Source organism: Methylobacterium sp. 092160098-2, from assembly GCF_028920805.1.
GTDB lineage: Bacteria > Pseudomonadota > Alphaproteobacteria > Rhizobiales > Beijerinckiaceae > Methylobacterium > Methylobacterium fujisawaense.
Map to the genome: position 1 here is coordinate 1,134,298 of NZ_JAQPZJ010000001.1, position 17,856 is coordinate 1,152,153.

Here is a 17,856-nt window from a genome sequence, read left to right on the forward strand (position 1 = left end):
GCGATCAAATGAATCGCTGTGAGATCAATATAGTTCATAAATAAAAACAGACAGGGACGTTTTCAAATGGCGATATTTGGTTCTCGCGACAACGCCCTGCTCGCGGCCATCGATCGGACGATGGCCCGCGTGGAATTCGATCTCGACGGCATGGTCACCGATGCCAACGCGATCTTCCTCGCGCTCGTCGATTACACCCTCGAAGAGGTTCGGGGCCGGCATCACAGCCTGTTCGTGCCGGAATCCGAGCGGTCGGGTTCGGACTATGCCGCCTTCTGGGACGGGCTGCGCGCCGGCCGGCACGAGACCCGCGCCTTCCCCCGCCTGACCAAGTCCGGCCGGATTGTCTGGATCCAGGGGTCTTACAATCCGATCCTCGATCGACGCGGCAAGCCGATCAAGGTGGTCAAGCTCGCCACCGACATCACCGCGGAGCGCGCCCGCAACGCGCTCTACGCCGGCCAGATCGCGGCCCTCGACCGCTCGCAGGCGACGATCAGCTTTGCCCTCGACGGCACGATCGTGGACGCCAACGCGAACTTCCTCGTCACCCTGGGCTACACCCTTGAGGAAATCCGCGGGCGGCATCACCGGATGTTCCTGCCGCCGGCCGAGGCGGCGAGCGCGGATTATGCCGCGTTCTGGACCGCCCTCGGCAACGGCGAGTATCAGGCCGGGGAGTTCCGGCGGATCGGAAAGGGCGGCCGCACGGTCTGGATCTTCGGTGCCTACAACCCGATCCTCGACACCGACGGCAAGCCTTGCGCGGTGGTCAAGTTCGCCACCGACGTGACCCGGCAGGTCGAGGATCGGCAGCGCCGGGCCGAGAGCCAGCGCGCCATCGATGCCGATATCGCGGCGATCCGCGAGTCCATGAGCCGGGTCGTCCGGCAGGCCGACGACACAGCGGAGGCGTCGAGCCAGACCACCCAGAATGTCGAAGCGGTCGCGGCCGGTTCGGAGGAATTCGCCGCTTCCATCGAGGAATTGAGCCGTCACGCGCTGCAGGCGAAATCGTCCGTCGACCTGGTCGTCTCCCGCGCCGAGGAGGCGGCCGCGATCGTCGTGGGCCTCACCGGCGCCGCCGACCGGATCGGAGCGGCGGTGAGCCTGATCCGTTCCATCGCCGACCAGACGAATCTGCTGGCGCTGAATGCCACCATCGAGGCGGCCCGGGCCGGGGCGGCCGGCAGGGGCTTCGCCGTGGTGGCCGCCGAGGTGAAGGCCCTCGCCGGGCAGACCGCAAAGGCGACCGGAGAGATCGGCACCCAGATCGCCGCCGTGCAGGCCGAGACCGCGCGGGCGGTCGCGGCGATCTACGGGATCGGTGGGACGATCGAACAGCTGAGTGCGCTCTCGCTGAGCGTGTCGTCAGCCGTGACCGAACAGGCGACGGTGACCCGCGACATGACCGAGAACATGCAGGCCGCCGCGCAGAGCGTCGCGGCCGTTCACGCCGCCATGGCGGAGATCGCGGCCTCGGCGGCCGTCGTCAACACGTCGGTGCGGAAGGTCTCCGAGGCGGCCCGCGCCCTGGCGTGAGCGACCCGGCCGCGCGTCAGGCGGCGCGGACCGCGACCGATTCCGCCACGGCGACCCGGTCGCGCCCCCCCTCCTTGGCGGCGTAGAGCGCCGCATCGGCCCGCTGCATCAGCGCATCGAACGCGACCCCGGGCCGGGCCTGCGCGATCCCGATGCTGACGCTGACGCTGAGGCCCGGCAATTCGGGGACGTGAAGCTGCGCGAAGGTCCGGCGCAGTTCCTCGGCCCGACCGAGGGCCTCGGCGGGCGAGACGTCCGGCAGCAGGCAGGCGAATTCCTCGCCGCCCAGGCGGCCCAGCAGCGCCTCCTTGGGCAAGAGCGACGTCGCCATGGCGCAGAAGCCCATCAGGACCGCATCGCCGACCCCATGACCGTAACGGTCGTTCACCGCCTTGAACCGGTCGAGGTCGAACAGCAGCAGGGCGACGTCGGGATACTCGGCCATCGCCCGCTCGGCGGCCCTGGTGAAGGACCGGCGGTTACGCACCCCGGTGAGGGCGTCCGTGGACGCGGCGATACGCTGCTCGCGCTCGGCCCGCTCCTTGACCAGCGCCATGAAGGTGAAGGCCGAGGCGATGGAGAACATCAGAGTGACGAAGCACAGGATCGCCACCCAGGGAGAGGCGAGCGGGCTCAGGCCCGGCTGCGGCGGCGCCATGACGGTCGCGGGGATCCGCAGGACGTAGAAGGCGCTGTGCAGGCCGAGAATGGTCGCGGCCGCGATCCGGGAGGCGAGTTGCTCGGCGCGACCGCGCCAGATCTCCGCGGTCGCAGCGCCGCAATAGAGGGCCGCCACGGTCGAGGCGTAGAGGATGCGGGCCTCGATCGCGGCATAGAAGGCCGGGATCAGACACAGGACGCACCATCCGAGGGCACCCGCCATCGCGACGCCCGTCCGTGGCTCGCGATGCTCGAAGGTACGGACTCCGCTCCAGATGAGGCCGTAGGCAGTCAGCACCACCGCGTTGGCCAAGCCCACCGAGATCAGGTCGGGGATCTGATTGCGCAACGCGAGGCCGGCCGACCCGGCCGCCCCGACGAGGTGCGCCGTGCCCCAGAGGGCGAGCGTCCGGGATCCGGGAGCCTGCCGCCATGAGGCCATGAACAACACGCCGACCAGAAAGGTCGTCGCCGCGCTGACGACCAGCAGAGTCGCGGGATCGAGTTGCACGGACGACTGTCGATCCTCGGCTCGAACGATGGCGCCGTCCCATCCCGGCATTGCTGGGGGAACGGCTCGGCATCTCAATCTATACTAATATCGCAGGCTAGACATTACAATAAGTTAGCTTGGCGGCATCACTCGCTCGTAGACGAGCTAGTACACCGCCAAGATCCGTTGGCCGGGGCCACCGTCAGGCGCGGTGGATCACCGGCACCGCGGGCGCCCCCTCCCACTCGGTGTTGGCGGGGATCGACTCGCCCTTCATGACGATGGTGAGCGGACGCAGGCGGGCGAAATCGCCGACCTTCGTATCGTACAGCACGGTCGAGAACGCGCCCACCGAGACGCCCCGGCCGACGACGACGCGGCCGATCTTCATGATCCGATCCTCGTACAGGTGCGTCTGCAGCGCCGAGACCCGGTTGATGGTGGCGTAGTCGCCGATGGTGACGCAGTCGAACTCGGTGATGTCGGTGGTGAGCATGCACACCCCCTTGCCGACCTTCACCCCGAACAGCCGCAGCACCCAGGGCAGGAAGGGCGTGCCCTGGAGATGCTCGAGCAGCACCTTGCCGGCGAGTCCCCAATAGGCCACGGCGATCGCCTCGGTGCGCATCGCCCACCACGACCACATCGGCTGCATGCCGGGCTTGTAGACGCCCATCAGCAGCCATTTCATCGCGATGACGGCGGAAGACTGGATCAGCGCGATGGCGACGCTCGCCGCGACGAAGCTGAAGGCCAACCCCCACCAGTCCTGCTCCAGGATGGCCGGGTAGAAGTACCAGTCGATCACCGTGATCGCGAGGGTGATGTAGAGCATCGGCGAGAACGAGGTCGCGAAGGCCTCGAACACGCCGCGCCGGATCTTCGGCCAAGCGCCGGGCTCGTAGGTCTGGGCGGTCGAGCCGAGATCGACCTTCTGGCGGGCCGGCAGCCGGATCGGCGGGGAGCCGAACCACGTCTCGCCGGGGCTCATGGCGGCATTCTCGGGCGGCTTCGACTTGATGCCGATGAGCACGTCGTCGGGGATGACGGCGCCCGGCGGCACCACGGCATCGTTGCCGACGAAGACCCGCGCCCCGGTGCGGGTCGGCTCCAGGTGCATCCAGCCGCGCCGGATCTCCTCCTCGCCGTACACCACCTCGTCGGCGACGAAGTTCTTCGCGCCGACCTCGGCGAGATCGTAGCGGCCCGCGAGGTTGGTCGAGATCTCGGCGCCGTGGCCCATATTGGCGCCCATCAGCCGGTACCAGGCCCGCATGTAGACGGTCGCGAACAGCGACGAGAGCGTCTCCAGGGTCACCTCGACGGCGAGCGCCAGCGACCATTTCCGCAGGTAGAACAGGGAATGGACCGAGTAGGTGCCCGAGCGCGTCCGCGGCAGCACGATCCAGCGGATGCCGGCGATCAGCAGCACCGTGCCGGCGGTCATCAGCATGGCCGTGGGCCAGGTGAGGATCGGCAGGTACCAGTGGTAGTCGACGTCGGTGATGTCGGAGAACGAATCCGAGATCTGGTCGAAGATGAAGAAGGCCGGGAAGATCGGCAGCAGGCCGACCGCGGGGATCGCGCCGAGCAGGACGACATAGGCCGCCATGAAGGCGCTGCGGCGCGCGAAGGAGGCCTCGGCGGGCGCGGGCAGGTCTGAGGGGTCCGCCATCCCGACCTTGCGGCCGGGTGAACCGTCCCAGCGCTCGGCCGCCCCGACCCGCGAGCCCACGGGGATCGTGGTCAGGTCGGCGATCTCCGCCTGCGGCCCGATCACCGTGTCGTGGCTGATGACGCAGGAGGTTCCCACCGCCGCATCCGCGCCGATCTCGACCCGGCCGATGACAAGCTCGTTGCCGACGATCTCGGCGTTGGCGATGACGAGGCGACCGCCGAGCGACGCGCCGTCACCGATGGACAGGAGGTCGGGCGCGCCGATCTCGATGTCGGAGATCAGGGTGTCACGCCCGATCCGGGCGCCCATCAGCCGCAGGTAGATGGCGATGGCCGGCGAACCCTGGAGCCACTTCACGTGGACCAGCGGGGCCAACCGCTGCGCGAGCCACCAGCGGTAATAATAGGTGCCCCAGAGCGGATAGCGGCCCGGCTTGGTCCTGCCGAGGATCAGCCACTTGCCGGCCACCGCGGCCACTGCGGTCACGCCGTTGATCGCCACGTAGACGAGGAGCAGCACCCCGAGTTCGGCGAAGAAGCTGAGACCGCCGCCGGTGAGCAGCAGGTAGGTCACGAACATGCCGAGCCATTGCGCAGTGGCCAGGGCGATGACGAAGGGCAGCGCGACGAGTTGCGCGAGGCCGCACAGCGCCCGGCGCAGCAGCGGCGGCGGTTCGAAGCTCAGGTCACGGGTCGCGGCCCCGGCGCCCACCCCGCCCGTGCGGGCGATCAGCGCGTCCGCCATGGCCCGCATCGTGCGCAGGGCATAGACGTCCGGCAGGGTGATGCCGGCGAGCGGCGGGTTCTCGCGCACCGCCGAGACGAAGCGGGCGGCGAGCAGGGAATGCCCGCCGAGATCGGCGAAGAAATCGCCCTCGAGGGCGATCGGCTGGTTGCCGAAGACCTGCTTGGCAGCCGCGACGAGGGCCGCCTCGGTCTCGTTGGCGGGGGGCTCCTGCTCGCCGTCGGCGGCCACCACCGTCAGCGGGGCGATCTTCAGCGCCTTGCGGTCGACCTTGCCGGAGGTCAGGCGCGGGAGCGTCTCGGCCACCTCGAAATGGCCGGGCACCATGTAGGGCGGCATCTGCCCGGCAAGCGTCCGGCGCAGGGCCGCGGCGTCGATGGCGCGGCCGCGCTCCGGGATCAGGAAGGCGACGAGGCGGTCGACGCCGTCGTCCTGCCGGAGCACGACGGCGGCCTGGTTGATGTCGGGCACCGCCCGGATCCGGGACTCGATCTCGCCCAGCTCCACGCGGAAGCCGCGGATCTTCACCTGGTCGTCGATCCGGCCGTGGAACACGATCCGGCCCTCGGCATCGAGGGAGACCGCGTCGCCCGAGCGGTAGAGCACCGGATCGGTCCCGTCCGACGCGAAGGGGTTGGCGATGAACTTCTCCGCCGTCAGCTCCGGACGGGCGAGGTAGCCCCGCGCCACGCCGGGGCCGCCGATCAGCAGCTCGCCCTGCTGGTCGCGGCCGAGCAGGGCGAGGTCCTCGCCGGCGACATAGACGGAATAGTTCGGGATCGGGCCGCCGATGGTCACCGGCTCGCCGGGCCGCATCTCGGCGGCGGTCGCCACCACGGTGGCCTCCGTGGGCCCGTAGGTGTTGAACAGCTGGCGCCCGCCCGTCGCCCAGCGGGCGATCAGCGGCTCGGGCAGCGCCTCGCCGCCGAGCAGGACGAGGCGGACCCGCGGCAGGTCGCCGGAGATCATCGCCAGAAGCGTCGGCACGGTGTCGAGCACCGTGATCCCCTCCGCCTCCAGGATGCCCGGCAGCGATTCCAGGTCGCCCATCATGGCCGGGCTCGCCACGAACAGGGTCGCACCCACGAGGTACGGGACCCAGATCTCCTCCATCGAGAGATCGAAGGCCACCGAGGCCCCCTGGAACACCACGTCGTCGGCGCGCATCCCGTAGAGGGCGTTCCCCGACCGGAGGAAGTGGCAGATGTTGGCGTGGCTGATGACGATGCCCTTGGGCACGCCGGTCGAGCCCGAGGTGTAGATCAGGTAGGCGGGATGCTCGGGCGTCAGTCCGGCGGCGCGCGGGTCCGGCTCGGGCGCATCGGCGGGCGTCCCCGCGTCGAGATCGGCGGGCGTCAGGGCGGGCGTCCCGTCGGGCGCCGCGGCCGCCAACGCCGGCGAGACCAGCAGCGCCTTCGCGCTCGCATCGGTAAGGCACACGCCGACCCGATCGGCCGGCGCCTCGGCGTCGAAGGGCAGCCACGCCGCCCCCGACATCGTGATGCCGATCTGCGCCACGAGGAGGTCCGGGCCGCGGGCCATCCACAGGCCGACGACGTCGCCGGGGCCGATGCCGCGATGGGCGAGGCCGGCGGCGATCCGGCCGGCCCGGGCGGCGACCTCCGCGTAGGTCAGGTGCGGGTGGACGCCGCCGGCCGCCACGTGGGCGCCGTCGACGAGGCAGGGATGGTTGGGCCGGGTCTCGGCGGCGTGCAGGAAGATCTCGGCCAGGACCTCGTCGCGGATCAGGTCGGGCCGGTGGTCGCCGCGCAGGATCGCCGCGTCCCCGGGACGGTCGCGCTCCCCGGCCACCGGGCCGGGCCGGGTCTTTTCGGCGACGTCGCTCATCCGCTGCTCCGCTGGCCGGCCGCTCGAGCCGGCGCCTCTCCTGGCCGCCGCCCTATAGCCTGCCGATCATGCCGTTATCGAGGCGGCCTTGCACTGCGCAGGCGCACGGGATCAAGCCCAGCGCCAGCCACCGGGCTCGAGGATCAGGACCTCGCCCTGCCGGATTCCGAGGCGGGGCGCGGCGTAGATGTCGAGATGACCGAGGGCGACGAGGGCCGCCCGGGCGACGCCGCCATGGGCGACGACCACCGTATCCCGCTCCAGGGCCGCGATCATCGGGCCGACGCGCTCGACCAGGGCGGCGTAGCTCTCGGCGCCGAGGCCGGGCGGGCGGTAATGCCAGCGGTCCCGGTCGCGGCCGGCCGCCCCCGCCGGGTCGCGGCGGCGGATCTCCGCCCAGGTGGAGCCCTCCCAGCTGCCGAAACCGATCTCGCGCAGGCGCGGATCGGTGCGGTACGCCGCCGGCGGCAGGCCGAGGGCCGTCCGGAGGATCTCCATGGTGCGCCGGGTGCGCTTGAGCGGGCTCGCGACGAAATCGGCCTCCGCCAGCGTCGCCCCCGCCACCGCGGCGAGGCGTTCCGCGACGGCCGCCGCCTGCGCCTCGCCCTGGGCGTTGAGGTCCGTGTCGCGCCCGCCCTGGAGGCGTCCCTCGGCGTTCCAGGCGGTCTGGCCGTGCCGGATGAAGTAGATCGTACCCAACCGTCTCAACCCCGTCCTGCGCAGGAATCCGGAACGGCCTGGATCGCCGGCCGTTCTCGCCGTCGGTCGGCAATATCCGGATACAGGTCCTGCCCCATGTCCAAGAAGCACGGCAAGCATCATCGCGGCCACAAACGTCCCGATGACATGACAGGTGAGGCAGACCTGCATGGATCGCCCCGGCCGCCCCGCCCATCGACGGCCCGCTGGGCGGGTTCCGCGGACACGATCGCCGGGACCGTCCCGGCCGCCCTGGACGGCCACCGCCAGATCCCCATCCTCGCCGCCCCGGGCATCGTCACGGTGGAGCCGGGCGCGGCCTTCGACCTCTCCGCGGTGGAGGCCGACGCCGATGGCGGCCTGGATAAGGCCTGGGCGAAGGAGGCCCTGGCCGGGGAGCGGGCGCGCATCGTCGCCCTCCAGGAGCGCCTCTATGCCGAACGCGCCCGCAGCCTGCTGCTGGTGTTCCAGGCGATCGATACCGGCGGCAAGGACGGGACGATCCGCTCGGTCCTGCAGGGCGTGAACCCCCAGGGCTGCACCGTGGCCTCGTTCAAGGTGCCTTCGAGCGAGGAACTCGATCACGACTTCTTGTGGCGCTACCACGCCCGCGTGCCGGGACGCGGCATGATCGGGGTGTTCAACCGCAGCCACTACGAGGACGTGCTGGTGGTGCGGGTGAAGGGCCTCGTGCCGGATGCGGTCTGGCAGAGCCGCTACGGCCGCATCAACGACTTCGAGCGCCTGCTCACCGAGTCCGGCACAACCGTGATCAAGTTCTTCCTGCACATCTCCCGGGCCGAGCAGAAGAAGCGCCTCGAGGCCCGGATCGCCGATCCGGAGAAGCGCTGGAAATTCGATCCCGCCGATCTGGTCGAGCGGAAGTCCTGGGACGCCTACCAGCAGGCCTTCGCGGACGCCCTCGGCCGCTGCTCGACGCCCCATGCGCCCTGGCTGGTGGTGCCGGCCAACCACAAGTGGTTCCGCAACTACGTGATTGCCCGGACCGTGGCCGATACACTGGAGGCCATGGATCCGCGATTCCCGGAGGCCTCGAAGGGCATCGCGGATCTCACGGTGCCCGACTGACGGGGGGAGGCCCGAGATGCTGGTGGTTCGGGAAATCGCGGTCTCGGGCTACCGCTCGCTGCGGCGGATCAGCTTCCCGGTCGATCGGCTGTCGGTCTTCGTCGGGGGCAACGGCACGGGCAAGACCAACCTGTACCGCTCGCTCGAGCTCCTGCAGGCGGCGGCCCGGGGTACGCTCACCCGCGATCTCGCCGCGGAGGGCGGGATGGACTCGGCCCTGTGGGCGGGTCGCCGTCGGCAGGGCGAGGCCGCGCGGATCTGCCTGTCGGCCACACTGCGCCACGACGGCACCGGCCAGGACTTCCACTACGCCGTGGAGGTCGGGCTGGTGCAGCAGGCCGGCGACTCGATTTTCGGCGCGGCCTTTCGGAAGGAACCGCAGGTGAAGGCCGAGCGCCTGACGGTCCGCACCCGCGGTCGCACGGCCGTACTCCTCGATCGCGACGGGCGCAGCGGCTTCGTCCGCGACGAGGCGGGCGCCAAACGCTCCCTTGGCGGGGATCTGCTGGCGACCGAGACCGCGCTGGGCAGCCTCCTCGACGCCACAGGGCTTCCCGAGATCGCCCTGGTCCGCCTCGCCTTGGCGGGATGGCGCTTCCACCACGATTTCCGGACGGATGCCGATTCGCCCCTACGCCGGCCCTGCCTCGCGGTGACGACGCCGACGCTGGCCTCGGACGGCTCGGACCTCGCCGCCGTCTTCGCCACCCTGGCGCATATCCGGCAGGACACCGCCGAGATCGACGAGGCCGTCGACGCCGCCTTCCCGGGTGCGGGGCTCGTCATCCCCGAGCCGGGCCGTCACGCCAGCTTCGGCCTGCGCTTGCCCGACTTCCCCGTCCGGATCTTCGATCCGCCGGAACTATCGGACGGCACCCTGCGCTACCTCGCCCTCGCGGGCGCCCTGCTCGGATACCGCTTGCCGCCGTTCATCGCCCTGAACGAGCCCGAGACCAGCCTGCATCCCGATCTCATGGATCCGCTGGCGCGGCTGATCGCGCGGGCCGCAGAACGCACCCAGGTCTGGCTCGTGACCCATTCGGAGCGGCTGGCGGCGGGGATCGCGGAGCACGGGCGCGTCCGGCCGCGCACCGTCATCAAGCGTGACGGCGAGACCTGGATCGACGGGCTCAAGCTCTCGGGGGACTTCGCCGACGCGGATGAGGATTGACCCCGATCCGATCGGATCGTGCGAAAAGCCGTCTGGCCGCGCGCGGCGCGTGCGGTGACGGAGCGCGCCTCAATCCTTGTCGAGGGTGAGGTCCGGGGCCTCGGGATTCTTCATGCCGACGACGTGGTAGCCGGCATCCACGTGGAGGATCTCGCCGGTCATGCCCGCCGCCATGTCGGAGACGAGGTAGGACGCGGTCTCGCCGACCTCCCCGATCGTCACGGTCCGGCGCAGGGGCGCGTTGTACTCGTTCCACTTCAGGATGTAGCGGAAATCGCCGATCCCGGAGGCAGCGAGAGTCTTGATCGGGCCCGCCGAGATCGCGTTGACCCGGATGTTCTTCGGGCCGAGATCGGCCGCGAGGTAGCGCACCGACGCCTCCAGGGCCGCCTTGGCCACGCCCATCACGTTGTAATGCGGCATCCACTTCTCGGCGCCGTAATAGGTCAGCGTCACGAGGGAGCCGCCCGGGCGCATGATCTTCTCGGCACGCTGGGCCACGGCGGTGAACGAGTAGCACGAGACCAGGAGCGACTTGGTGAAGTTGTCCTCGGAGGTCTCGATATAGCGGCCGGTCAGCTCGTCCTTGTCGGAGAAGGCGACGCAGTGGACGACGAAATCGATGCCGTCGGGGAAGACCTTCGCGGCCTCCGCGAAGACCGCGTCGATCGTGGCCGCCTCGGTGACGTCGCAATGCCCGATGACGTGGGCGTCGAGCTCCTTGGCGAGGGGCTCGACCCGCTTGCGCAGGGCATCGCCCTGATAGGTGAAGGCGAGTTCGGCACCGTGGGCGCGGGCGCTGCGGGCGATGCCCCAGGCGATCGAGCGGTTGTTGGCGACCCCGAGGACGATGCCCCGCTTGCCCGCCAGAAGGCCCTGCCCGTGTTCCGCCATGATCGATCCCGAAGCCGCGCGACCCCTTTCGGGGCCGGGGGGCCTCCTTAGCGGAGGCGGCCCGGCGACGGAAGTCCGGGGCGACACCGAGCGCCGTCAAGCCGGCCTCGGTGTCCGGTTCGCGAGGCCGTCAGGCCGCCTTGGCGGCACGCCGGCTGCGGGCGAAGTCCGCCAGGGCCGCATCCTCGCCCTCCGGCAGGACGATCGCCGTGGTGGCGAACAGGTCCCCGGGGGTGCCGTCCTTCTTCGGCAGGCCCTTGCCGCGTAGGCGGAAGGTGCGGCCGGAACTCGTCATCGCCGGGATCTTCATCTCGACGACGCCGGTGAGCGTCGGCACGCGGATCGTCCCGCCGAGCACGGCATCCTCCAGGGGAACATCGACGGTGGTGCGCAGGTCGGCCCCCTCGACGGTGAAGCGCGGATGCGGGCGGATCCGGATCGTCAGCAAGGCGTCGCCCGGCTCACCCCGGAGGCCGCCGCTCTGGCCGAGACCGCGCAGCCGGATGGTCTGGCCGTCGATCACGCCACGGGGGATCATCACGTCGACCTCCCGGCCGGTGGGCAAGGCGAGGCGCAGCTTCTCCTCGCTGGCGACCTGCTCCAGGGTCACCGATAGCTCTGCGGCGACGTCTTCGCCCTTGGCGGGCTGGCGCTGACCGCCCGGTCCGGCCCCGCCGGCGCGGAAGGCCTCGCCGAAGATGTGCGAGAAGATGTCCTCGCCCATCCCGCCGCCGCCCATGCCGCCGCCGCGCTGGGCGCGGGCCATGTGCTCGAAGTCGAAATTGCCCCCGCGGCCGCCGCCGAAGCCGCCGAACCCCTCGAAGCCGGTCGCGCGCGGCTTGCCCTCGGCATCGATCTCGCCGCGGTCGAACTGCTTGCGCTTCTCGGCGTCGCCCAGGATCTCATAGGCCGAGTTCGCCTCGGCGAAACGGTCCTTGGCCTTCACGTCGTTCTTGTTGCGGTCGGGGTGGAAGTCCTTGGCGAGCTTGCGATAGGCCTTCTTGATCTCGGCCTCGCTCGCCCCCTTGGCCACGCCCAGCACGTCGTAGGGATTGCGCATGGATCTCTTGGCTGTGCGGTTGGCTGTGCGATATCGCTTCGCCAGCCGGATGTGGGATGGATGTTGCATCCCTGCAACGGTCCTGTCGGCGAAAGTCTGCGGGTTCGTGCCGAACGTCAAGCGGCCGATCTCGCCGCGGCTGCGGGCCGGCCCTATCGTCGAAGGCAGCGCCGACCGGCGCCTCCGGCGGGATCGGGCCGGAGGCCGCTCGCGCCGGAATCACCCGAGGCCGGAGAGCCGATGCACTACGCCTGCGACCACCTCCACCTGCGCAGCCGCGACGCCGTCGCGGCCGCATCCTTCTACATCGCGACGTTCGGAGCCCGCGAGGTCAAGCGCGTCGGCACGGATCCGGTGCAGCGTGTCGTGCTCGACCTCGGCGGCCTCGCCGTCTTCATCGAGCAGGCCCCGGCCGAGATCGCGCCCGCGGCGACCACGCCCTGCCTCGGGATCGAGCATGTCGGATTGCGCGTCGCCGACATCGAGGCGGCGATGGCCGATCTCACCGCCCGGGGCGTGACGGTGCGGACCGGCATCACCGAGCGCGGGCCCGGCCTGCGGATCGCCTTCGTGGAGGGACCGGACGGCGCGCTGATCGAGATCCTCGAGCGGACATCCGTCTGATGCCATCGAGCCCCGGTCGCCGGGCATCCCTGGCCGCGGCGCTGATCCTGCTGCTGGTGGCATCCGGGGCGGCCGCGGCGCGTCCGTTCACGGATGCGGCCGGCCGCACGGTCGAACTTCCCGAAAGGATCGGGCGGGTGCTCGCCGCGGGGCCGCCGGCCGTCGTGCTGCTCTACACCCTGGCGCCGGACCTGATGGCCGGCTGGGTGACCGCACCGCATCCCGAGGCGCTGCCCTTCCTCGAGCCCCGGACCCGAACGCTGCCGGCCTATGGCCGCCTGACCGGTCGGGGCGGCACGGCCAATGTCGAGGCGGTCCTGGCCGCCAAGCCCGACCTGATCGTCGATTCGGGGAGCCTCGGGCCGACCTACGCGTCCCTCGCCGACCGGATCCAGGCGCAGACCGGGATTCCCTACATCCTGCTCGACGGCAGCTTCGCGAAGAGTCCGGAAGCCTACCGGCAGCTCGGCGCCGCGCTGGGCCGTCAATCCGCGGCGGATGCCCTGGCGGCCGAGGCCAAGGCTCTCGCCGACAGGGTGGACCGCGCCGTGGCGACGCTCCCCGAGGACCGGCGGCCCCGGGTCTATTACGCGCGCGGCACGCGCGGCCTGGAGACGGGCTTCGCCGGATCGATCAACACCGAGCTGGTGGAGGCCGCGGGCGGCCGCAACGTCGCGCAGGACGGCGGCGGTCGCCTCGGCAACGTCTCGCCCGAGCAGGTCCTCGCCTGGAACCCGGACGTGATCGTCACCCTCGACCCGGCCTTCGCGGCCGGGCTGCGCATTGACCCGCTGTGGCGAACCATCAGGGCCGTCCAGACGGGGCGGATCTACGTGGCGCCGCTTCAGCCGTTCCCGTGGTTCGACGCGCCTCCGGGGGTCAACCGCCTGATCGGCCTGCGCTGGCTGGCGGCCCGGCTCCACCCGGACCTGTTCCCGGAACCGATGCCCGACGTGGTGCGCGCCTTCTACCGGGATTTCTACCACGTCGATCTCGACGGCGATCAGGTCGCCGCCCTCCTCGGACCGAGGCCCCCGGGCGCGGAACCGGACGCGCCGAAATGAGCGACATCCCGGCTGCGGCCGAGGCGATCGGGCTTCGCACCCGCAGACGCCTGCGGATTTCCGCGGCGCTTTTCTCCGGATTGGCTCTGCTGGCGCTGGCCGTGCTCGCCTTGGCGGTCGGCCAATATCCGGTCGCGCCCGCGGACCTTGCCGCAATCCTCGGGCACCATCTGCTCGGCCTGCCCTCGCGCGCGCCGGCGGCGGCGGAGACCGTGGTGATGCAGGTGCGGCTGCCCCGGGTGATCGCCGCTCTGGTGGTCGGCGCAGCATTGTCGGCGGCCGGGGCGACCTACCAGGGCCTGTTCCGCAACCCGCTGGTCTCGCCCGACATCCTCGGCGTGTCGGCCGGCGCAGGGCTCGGCGCCGTGCTCGGGATCTATCTCGGCCTGCCCGTGGCGCCAATCCAGCTCCTGGCCTTCCTGGGCGGGCTCGGCGCCGTCGCCGCGGTCTACGGCGTCGGCCTCGCCGTGCGGCGGCACGATCCGGTCCTGACCCTGGTCCTGGCGGGGGTGGCGGTGGGCGCGGTGCTCGGGGCGGGCATCTCGCTCCTGAAGGTGCTGGCCGACCCCTACAGCCAGCTGCCGGCGATCACCTTCTGGCTGCTGGGGAGCCTGTCCTCGGTCACCCTGGGCGACGTCGCCGCCACCCTGCCGATGATGCTGATCGGCCTCGTGCCCCTCGTCCTGCTGCGCTGGCGCATGAACCTGATGAGCCTCGGCGACGCGGAGGCGCGGACCCTCGGCGTGGAGACGCGGGTGCTGCGCCCGGTCCTGATCGCCGGCGCGACCCTGATCACGGCGGCGGCCGTCGCGATGACCGGCGTCATCGGCTGGATCGGGCTGATCGTGCCGCACATCGCCCGGCTGCTGGTCGGGCCGGATTACCGCCGGCTGCTGCCGGCCTCGCTGGCGCTCGGAGCGGGCTACCTCGTGCTGGTCGACCTGATCGCGCGGAATATGGGAACCGTCGAGGTGCCGCTGGGCATCCTGACGGCCCTGGTCGGGGCCCCGTTCTTCCTCTGGCTGCTGGCGTCCGGGCGCCGGGGCTTCGCGTGATGCTGCTCCACGTGCGGGACCTCGCCTTCGGCTACGGCGGCCGCAGCGTCGGAAGCGGCGTGTCGTTCGACCTCGCCGCGGGCGAGGTGCTGTGTCTCATCGGGCCGAACGGCGGCGGCAAGACCACCCTGTTCAAGACGCTGCTCGGGCTGCTGCCCGCCCGGGGCGGTCGCGTCGTCCTCGGCGGCACCGACCTGTCCCGGCTGTCGCGCAGCGCCATCGCCCGCATGGTCGCCGCCGTCCCCCAGGCGCACGCGGCCTTCTTCCCGTTCACCGTGCGGGAGGTCGTCGTGATGGGCCGGGCGAGCCGGATCGGCCCGTTCGCCGCGCCCGGCCCGTCCGACGCGGCGGCGGCCGAAAAGGCCCTCGACGCCCTGGGGATCGGGCACTTGGCCGACACGGTCTACACCGAGATCAGCGGCGGCGAGCGGCAGCTCGCCCTGATCGCCCGGGCGCTGAGCGGGGAGCCGCGGCTGCTGATCATGGACGAGCCGACCGCGAGCCTCGATTTCGGCAATCAGGCCCGCGTCCTCGGGCAGATCCGCCGCCTCGCCCAGGCCGGCATCGCCGTGCTGTTCTCGACGCACGATCCCGGCCACGCCCTGCTCTGCGCCGACCGCCTCGTCGCCCTGCACGGGGGCCGCCTCGTCGCCGACGGGCCGTCCGCCGCCACGGTCACCCCGGCGCTCCTGCGTCTGATCTACGGGATCGACGTGGTGGTGGCGCCGGTCCCGGGCCTCGCAGCGCCGGTCTGCGTGCCCGTCGTCGACTGACCGCGCTCCGGACCCTCAGGCCGTTCGCGACACCGGCCCAGCATCCGCGTCCGGTGCGGCCCGGAGCGGACCATCGGGCCCGTACACCGCGCCGAGCACCGCCTCGCAATGGAGCCGGACGCGGGCGTGGCAGGCGCAGGCGGCGGCCGAGACCGCCCGGCGATCGACGATCGTGATGCGCCCGCGCTCCGCCCGGAGGAGTCCCTGCTCCTGCAGCATCCGCAGGATCCGGGTGAGGTAGGTCCGCTGGACGCCGAGCATCGCGGCCATCAGCTCGTGGGTGACCGGAAGGGTGTCGCCGCCGGTCCGGTCCTGCAACGACAGCAGCCAGCGGAGACAGCGCTGCTCGATCGGGTGCACGGCGTTGCAGGCTCCGATCAGGAGCAGCTGAGCCAGGAAACAATCGGCATAGCGGGCGAACAGATCGCGGAACGTCGCGGAGCGGCGCTCGGCCTCCCGCAGCCGGTCCGCGTCGAGGCGCAGCACCCGCCCGCGCACCTGCACCAGCCCGCTGACGGCGTTCGGCAGCCGGCCCTGGCCGATGATCCCGCCGACCGCCCCGTCGTGACCGACGCTCGCGGTCTCCGCCATCCGGCCGTCGTGGGTGGCGACGACCAGAGCGACAACGGTCTGGTCACAGGGGAAGATCACAGGGCTCGCGCCGGAGTCAGCCGTGAGGATCGTGTCCCCCCTGGCGACGGTCACCGGTTCCAGATCGCGTTCGATCAGCGCGCGGTCCGAACCCGAAAGCGCGTCGAGGAGCAGGTTGCCGGTGGAGGCGGCAGGTTCGATCGGCATGGGGCGGCGAGATGCGGCAGAGAGGGTCCCGTCGGGACCCTCACGGATGTGCGCCCGTCAGCGTGCGGACTCGCCAGCCATACCCCGCAGGCTGCGCCCTCGAACTAACTTAGGTTTCGTTGCACCCGTTCATCTACTTGTCCGTGCATAGACCCTGCTCCGAGAGTCTCCTGTGTTCGCGCGGATCGCAGTCGGTGGCCAGGAACGAGGCCCAGTCGGACGGGGTCCCGTAGAAGGCGTTGCGGTCGACGTCACCCCGCACGCCCGGGACCCGACCCGTGGAGGTGAACTGCCACAGCATCCACTTACGGTTGACGAACCGCTGCTCCGGCTCGGCCGCGGTGGAGCGCAGCCAGTGCGGATAGTCCGGGAGTTCGCCCTCCAGCACGTCCTTGTGGAAGGTGATGTCGGTGTAGATGATCGGGCGCTTGCCGGTGTAGCGCTCCATCTCCTCCAGCATCTCGGTGACCATCGCCAGGGCCTGGGCCTTGGGCAATTTCTTCGGGCAGGTCTGCGAGTGGCCGTTCCACTCGACGTCGAGGACCGGCGGCAGAGCGGTGGGGTCGTTCGGAACGTTCCGCTTGAACCAGTCCATCTGCTCCCTGGCGGAGCGGCACCAGAACACGAAGTGGTACGCGCCCCGCGGCACGCCGGCCCGCGCCGCGCCGTCCCAGTTGGTCCGGAAGCGCTCGTCGACGTGGTCGCCGCCCTCGGTGGCCTTGATGAAGGCGAACTGCGTGCCGGCGGCCCGGACCGAGGCCCAGTCGACGTTGCCCTGCCACTTCGAGATGTCGATGCCCTGGATCGGGTGGAGCTTGGCCTTGGCCACGCCCGGATGGGGCTTGGCGTCACCCTTCGTCGGGTAGAAGTCGTTGTTGGAGGCACAGGCCGCGAGGCCGGCCAGGATGGCGGCGGCGGCGAAGCGCCCGGCGAGGCGCCGGGCCGGCTTCAGACGGTCGGTCAGACTCCGAGCGACTTCCCCGAACGGCGACCGCGAAAGTTTTGAAATCCGCGACATCAGTGTTTAACCCGCCACCGAAGAAGCGCCACAGACAGGCGTATTCGATGGCCCCGGCGCGGTTAACGGAGCTTTGCGATCATTGCGGCGGAATTCCGGGACGCGTTGCCTGCCCGCGACATACGGCGCCCATCCCCGGTTGGTTCACAGGGGGAGATCCGGCTAAGTCGCGGTCCCGCAACGCGAGTCCGGACACGGCGCCGTGAGTAAGCAACTCTTTACCATAGGCTACGAAGGCTTCGATTCGGAGCGCCTCGTCGGGGTCCTGCGCTCGGCGGGGGTCGCAACGCTGGCGGATGTCCGGGCGGTGGCGAACTCACGCAAGCGCGGCTTCTCGAAGGGTGCGCTGGGCACATCCCTGCGCGAGGCCGGCCTGGGCTACGCGCATCTGCGCAGCCTCGGGACACCGAAATCCGGCCGGCAGGCGGCCCGGGCCGGGGACGCGGCGCTGATGCGCCGGATCTACTGCGAGGAGGTGCTGGACACGGCCGCAGGCCTCGCGGCCCTCGACGAGCTCGCCGCGCTGGCCGAGGGGGCCCCGATCTGCCTGCTGTGCTTCGAGCGCGATCCGGCCGGCTGCCATCGGCGCGTGCTGGCCGAGCGCCTCGCACCGCGCGGCTTCGTGGTCAGCGACCTCTTCGGCTGA

The 17,856-nt window shown here is 70.9% G+C and carries 15 protein-coding genes; 8 read left to right on the plus strand and 7 right to left on the minus strand.

The features are described from left to right. The first annotated feature begins 66 nt into the window (after window positions 1-66). Window positions 67-1,542: a methyl-accepting chemotaxis protein gene (locus PQI07_RS05245; RefSeq protein WP_274926198.1), complete on the plus strand. Its 1,476-nt coding sequence runs from the start codon at window positions 67-69 to the stop codon at window positions 1,540-1,542. Between the two features lie 16 nt (window positions 1,543-1,558). Here PQI07_RS05245 and PQI07_RS05250 read toward each other — a convergent pair whose 3' ends face one another. The 3 genes from PQI07_RS05250 to PQI07_RS05260 form a co-directional block, all read right to left on the minus strand. After that, window positions 1,559-2,713 carry a GGDEF domain-containing protein gene (locus tag PQI07_RS05250; RefSeq protein ID WP_179697766.1) on the minus strand — a complete coding sequence of 385 codons (1,155 nt, stop codon included), beginning with the start codon at window positions 2,711-2,713 and terminating at the stop codon, window positions 1,559-1,561. A gap of 184 nt (window positions 2,714-2,897) precedes the next feature. After that, window positions 2,898-6,965: a Pls/PosA family non-ribosomal peptide synthetase gene (locus tag PQI07_RS05255; protein WP_274926199.1), complete on the minus strand. Its 4,068-nt coding sequence runs from the start codon at window positions 6,963-6,965 to the stop codon at window positions 2,898-2,900. A 111-nt stretch (window positions 6,966-7,076) separates the two neighbouring features. Further along, complete coding sequence (locus PQI07_RS05260; RefSeq protein WP_274926200.1) at window positions 7,077-7,664, minus strand: histidine phosphatase family protein; 588 nt, start codon at window positions 7,662-7,664, stop codon at window positions 7,077-7,079. A 96-nt stretch (window positions 7,665-7,760) separates the two neighbouring features. Here PQI07_RS05260 and PQI07_RS05265 point away from each other — a divergent pair, with 96 nt between their 5' ends. Together PQI07_RS05265 and PQI07_RS05270 are read left to right on the plus strand one after the other, a co-directional pair. Continuing rightward, on the plus strand, window positions 7,761-8,753 hold the full coding sequence (locus PQI07_RS05265; RefSeq protein ID WP_075381404.1) for a polyphosphate kinase 2 family protein: 993 nt from the start codon (window positions 7,761-7,763) through the stop codon (window positions 8,751-8,753). Between the two features lie 16 nt (window positions 8,754-8,769). Beyond that, window positions 8,770-9,924, plus strand: coding sequence for an AAA family ATPase (locus PQI07_RS05270; RefSeq protein WP_043381764.1), 1,155 nt, complete (start codon window positions 8,770-8,772; stop codon window positions 9,922-9,924). Between the two features lie 69 nt (window positions 9,925-9,993). Here the strand turns inward: PQI07_RS05270 and fabI are convergent, their stop codons facing one another. Together fabI and PQI07_RS05280 are read right to left on the minus strand one after the other, a co-directional pair. Beyond that, window positions 9,994-10,818: an enoyl-ACP reductase FabI gene (fabI, locus tag PQI07_RS05275; RefSeq protein WP_043381765.1), complete on the minus strand. Its 825-nt coding sequence runs from the start codon at window positions 10,816-10,818 to the stop codon at window positions 9,994-9,996. Between the two features lie 130 nt (window positions 10,819-10,948). Next, window positions 10,949-11,878: a DnaJ C-terminal domain-containing protein gene (locus PQI07_RS05280; protein WP_043381768.1), complete on the minus strand. Its 930-nt coding sequence runs from the start codon at window positions 11,876-11,878 to the stop codon at window positions 10,949-10,951. Window positions 11,879-12,118: 240 nt separating this feature from the next. Between PQI07_RS05280 and PQI07_RS05285 the strand changes: the two genes are divergently transcribed. The 4 genes from PQI07_RS05285 to PQI07_RS05300 are packed head-to-tail and all read left to right on the plus strand — an operon-like array spanning window position 12,119 to window position 15,394. Next, a complete protein-coding gene (locus PQI07_RS05285) occupies window positions 12,119-12,502 on the plus strand; it encodes a VOC family protein (protein ID WP_043354164.1) in 384 nt (127 codons plus the stop codon). Beyond that, the gene (locus PQI07_RS05290; RefSeq protein ID WP_274926201.1) at window positions 12,502-13,566 is read left to right on the plus strand and encodes an ABC transporter substrate-binding protein; all 1,065 of its coding nucleotides are present in this window, start codon (window positions 12,502-12,504) and stop codon (window positions 13,564-13,566) included. Before PQI07_RS05285 ends, PQI07_RS05290 begins: the two co-directional genes overlap by 1 nt. Beyond that, window positions 13,563-14,621 carry a FecCD family ABC transporter permease gene (locus tag PQI07_RS05295; RefSeq protein ID WP_274926202.1) on the plus strand — a complete coding sequence of 353 codons (1,059 nt, stop codon included), beginning with the start codon at window positions 13,563-13,565 and terminating at the stop codon, window positions 14,619-14,621. The genes PQI07_RS05290 and PQI07_RS05295 overlap by 4 nt, the downstream gene beginning before the upstream one ends. After that, window positions 14,621-15,394 carry an ABC transporter ATP-binding protein gene (locus PQI07_RS05300; protein WP_043354159.1) on the plus strand — a complete coding sequence of 258 codons (774 nt, stop codon included), beginning with the start codon at window positions 14,621-14,623 and terminating at the stop codon, window positions 15,392-15,394. The genes PQI07_RS05295 and PQI07_RS05300 overlap by 1 nt, the downstream gene beginning before the upstream one ends. A gap of 15 nt (window positions 15,395-15,409) precedes the next feature. Here the strand turns inward: PQI07_RS05300 and PQI07_RS05305 are convergent, their stop codons facing one another. Both PQI07_RS05305 and PQI07_RS05310 read right to left on the minus strand, forming a co-directional pair. Then, the gene (locus PQI07_RS05305) at window positions 15,410-16,192 is read right to left on the minus strand and encodes a Crp/Fnr family transcriptional regulator (protein ID WP_274926203.1); all 783 of its coding nucleotides are present in this window, start codon (window positions 16,190-16,192) and stop codon (window positions 15,410-15,412) included. 133 nt (window positions 16,193-16,325) lie between these two features. Continuing rightward, on the minus strand, window positions 16,326-17,210 hold the full coding sequence (locus PQI07_RS05310; protein WP_051044925.1) for a glycoside hydrolase family 25 protein: 885 nt from the start codon (window positions 17,208-17,210) through the stop codon (window positions 16,326-16,328). A 202-nt stretch (window positions 17,211-17,412) separates the two neighbouring features. Between PQI07_RS05310 and PQI07_RS05315 the strand changes: the two genes are divergently transcribed. Next, complete coding sequence (locus PQI07_RS05315) at window positions 17,413-17,856, plus strand: DUF488 domain-containing protein (RefSeq protein ID WP_274926204.1); 444 nt, start codon at window positions 17,413-17,415, stop codon at window positions 17,854-17,856.

Coding starts and splice junctions, on each gene's coding strand:
- fabI (WP_043381765.1), bottom strand. CDS start 10,818: ATGGCGGAACACGGGCAGGGCCTTCTGGCGGGCAAGCGGGGCATCGTC.
- PQI07_RS05245 (WP_274926198.1), top strand. CDS start 67: ATGGCGATATTTGGTTCTCGCGACAACGCCCTGCTCGCGGCCATCGAT.
- PQI07_RS05255 (WP_274926199.1), bottom strand. CDS start 6,965: ATGAGCGACGTCGCCGAAAAGACCCGGCCCGGCCCGGTGGCCGGGGAG.
- PQI07_RS05285 (WP_043354164.1), top strand. CDS start 12,119: ATGCACTACGCCTGCGACCACCTCCACCTGCGCAGCCGCGACGCCGTC.
- PQI07_RS05305 (WP_274926203.1), bottom strand. CDS start 16,192: ATGCCGATCGAACCTGCCGCCTCCACCGGCAACCTGCTCCTCGACGCG.
- PQI07_RS05265 (WP_075381404.1), top strand. CDS start 7,761: ATGTCCAAGAAGCACGGCAAGCATCATCGCGGCCACAAACGTCCCGAT.
- PQI07_RS05270 (WP_043381764.1), top strand. CDS start 8,770: ATGCTGGTGGTTCGGGAAATCGCGGTCTCGGGCTACCGCTCGCTGCGG.
- PQI07_RS05295 (WP_274926202.1), top strand. CDS start 13,563: ATGAGCGACATCCCGGCTGCGGCCGAGGCGATCGGGCTTCGCACCCGC.
- PQI07_RS05300 (WP_043354159.1), top strand. CDS start 14,621: ATGCTGCTCCACGTGCGGGACCTCGCCTTCGGCTACGGCGGCCGCAGC.
- PQI07_RS05310 (WP_051044925.1), bottom strand. CDS start 17,210: ATGTCGCGGATTTCAAAACTTTCGCGGTCGCCGTTCGGGGAAGTCGCT.
- PQI07_RS05280 (WP_043381768.1), bottom strand. CDS start 11,878: ATGCGCAATCCCTACGACGTGCTGGGCGTGGCCAAGGGGGCGAGCGAG.
- PQI07_RS05290 (WP_274926201.1), top strand. CDS start 12,502: ATGCCATCGAGCCCCGGTCGCCGGGCATCCCTGGCCGCGGCGCTGATC.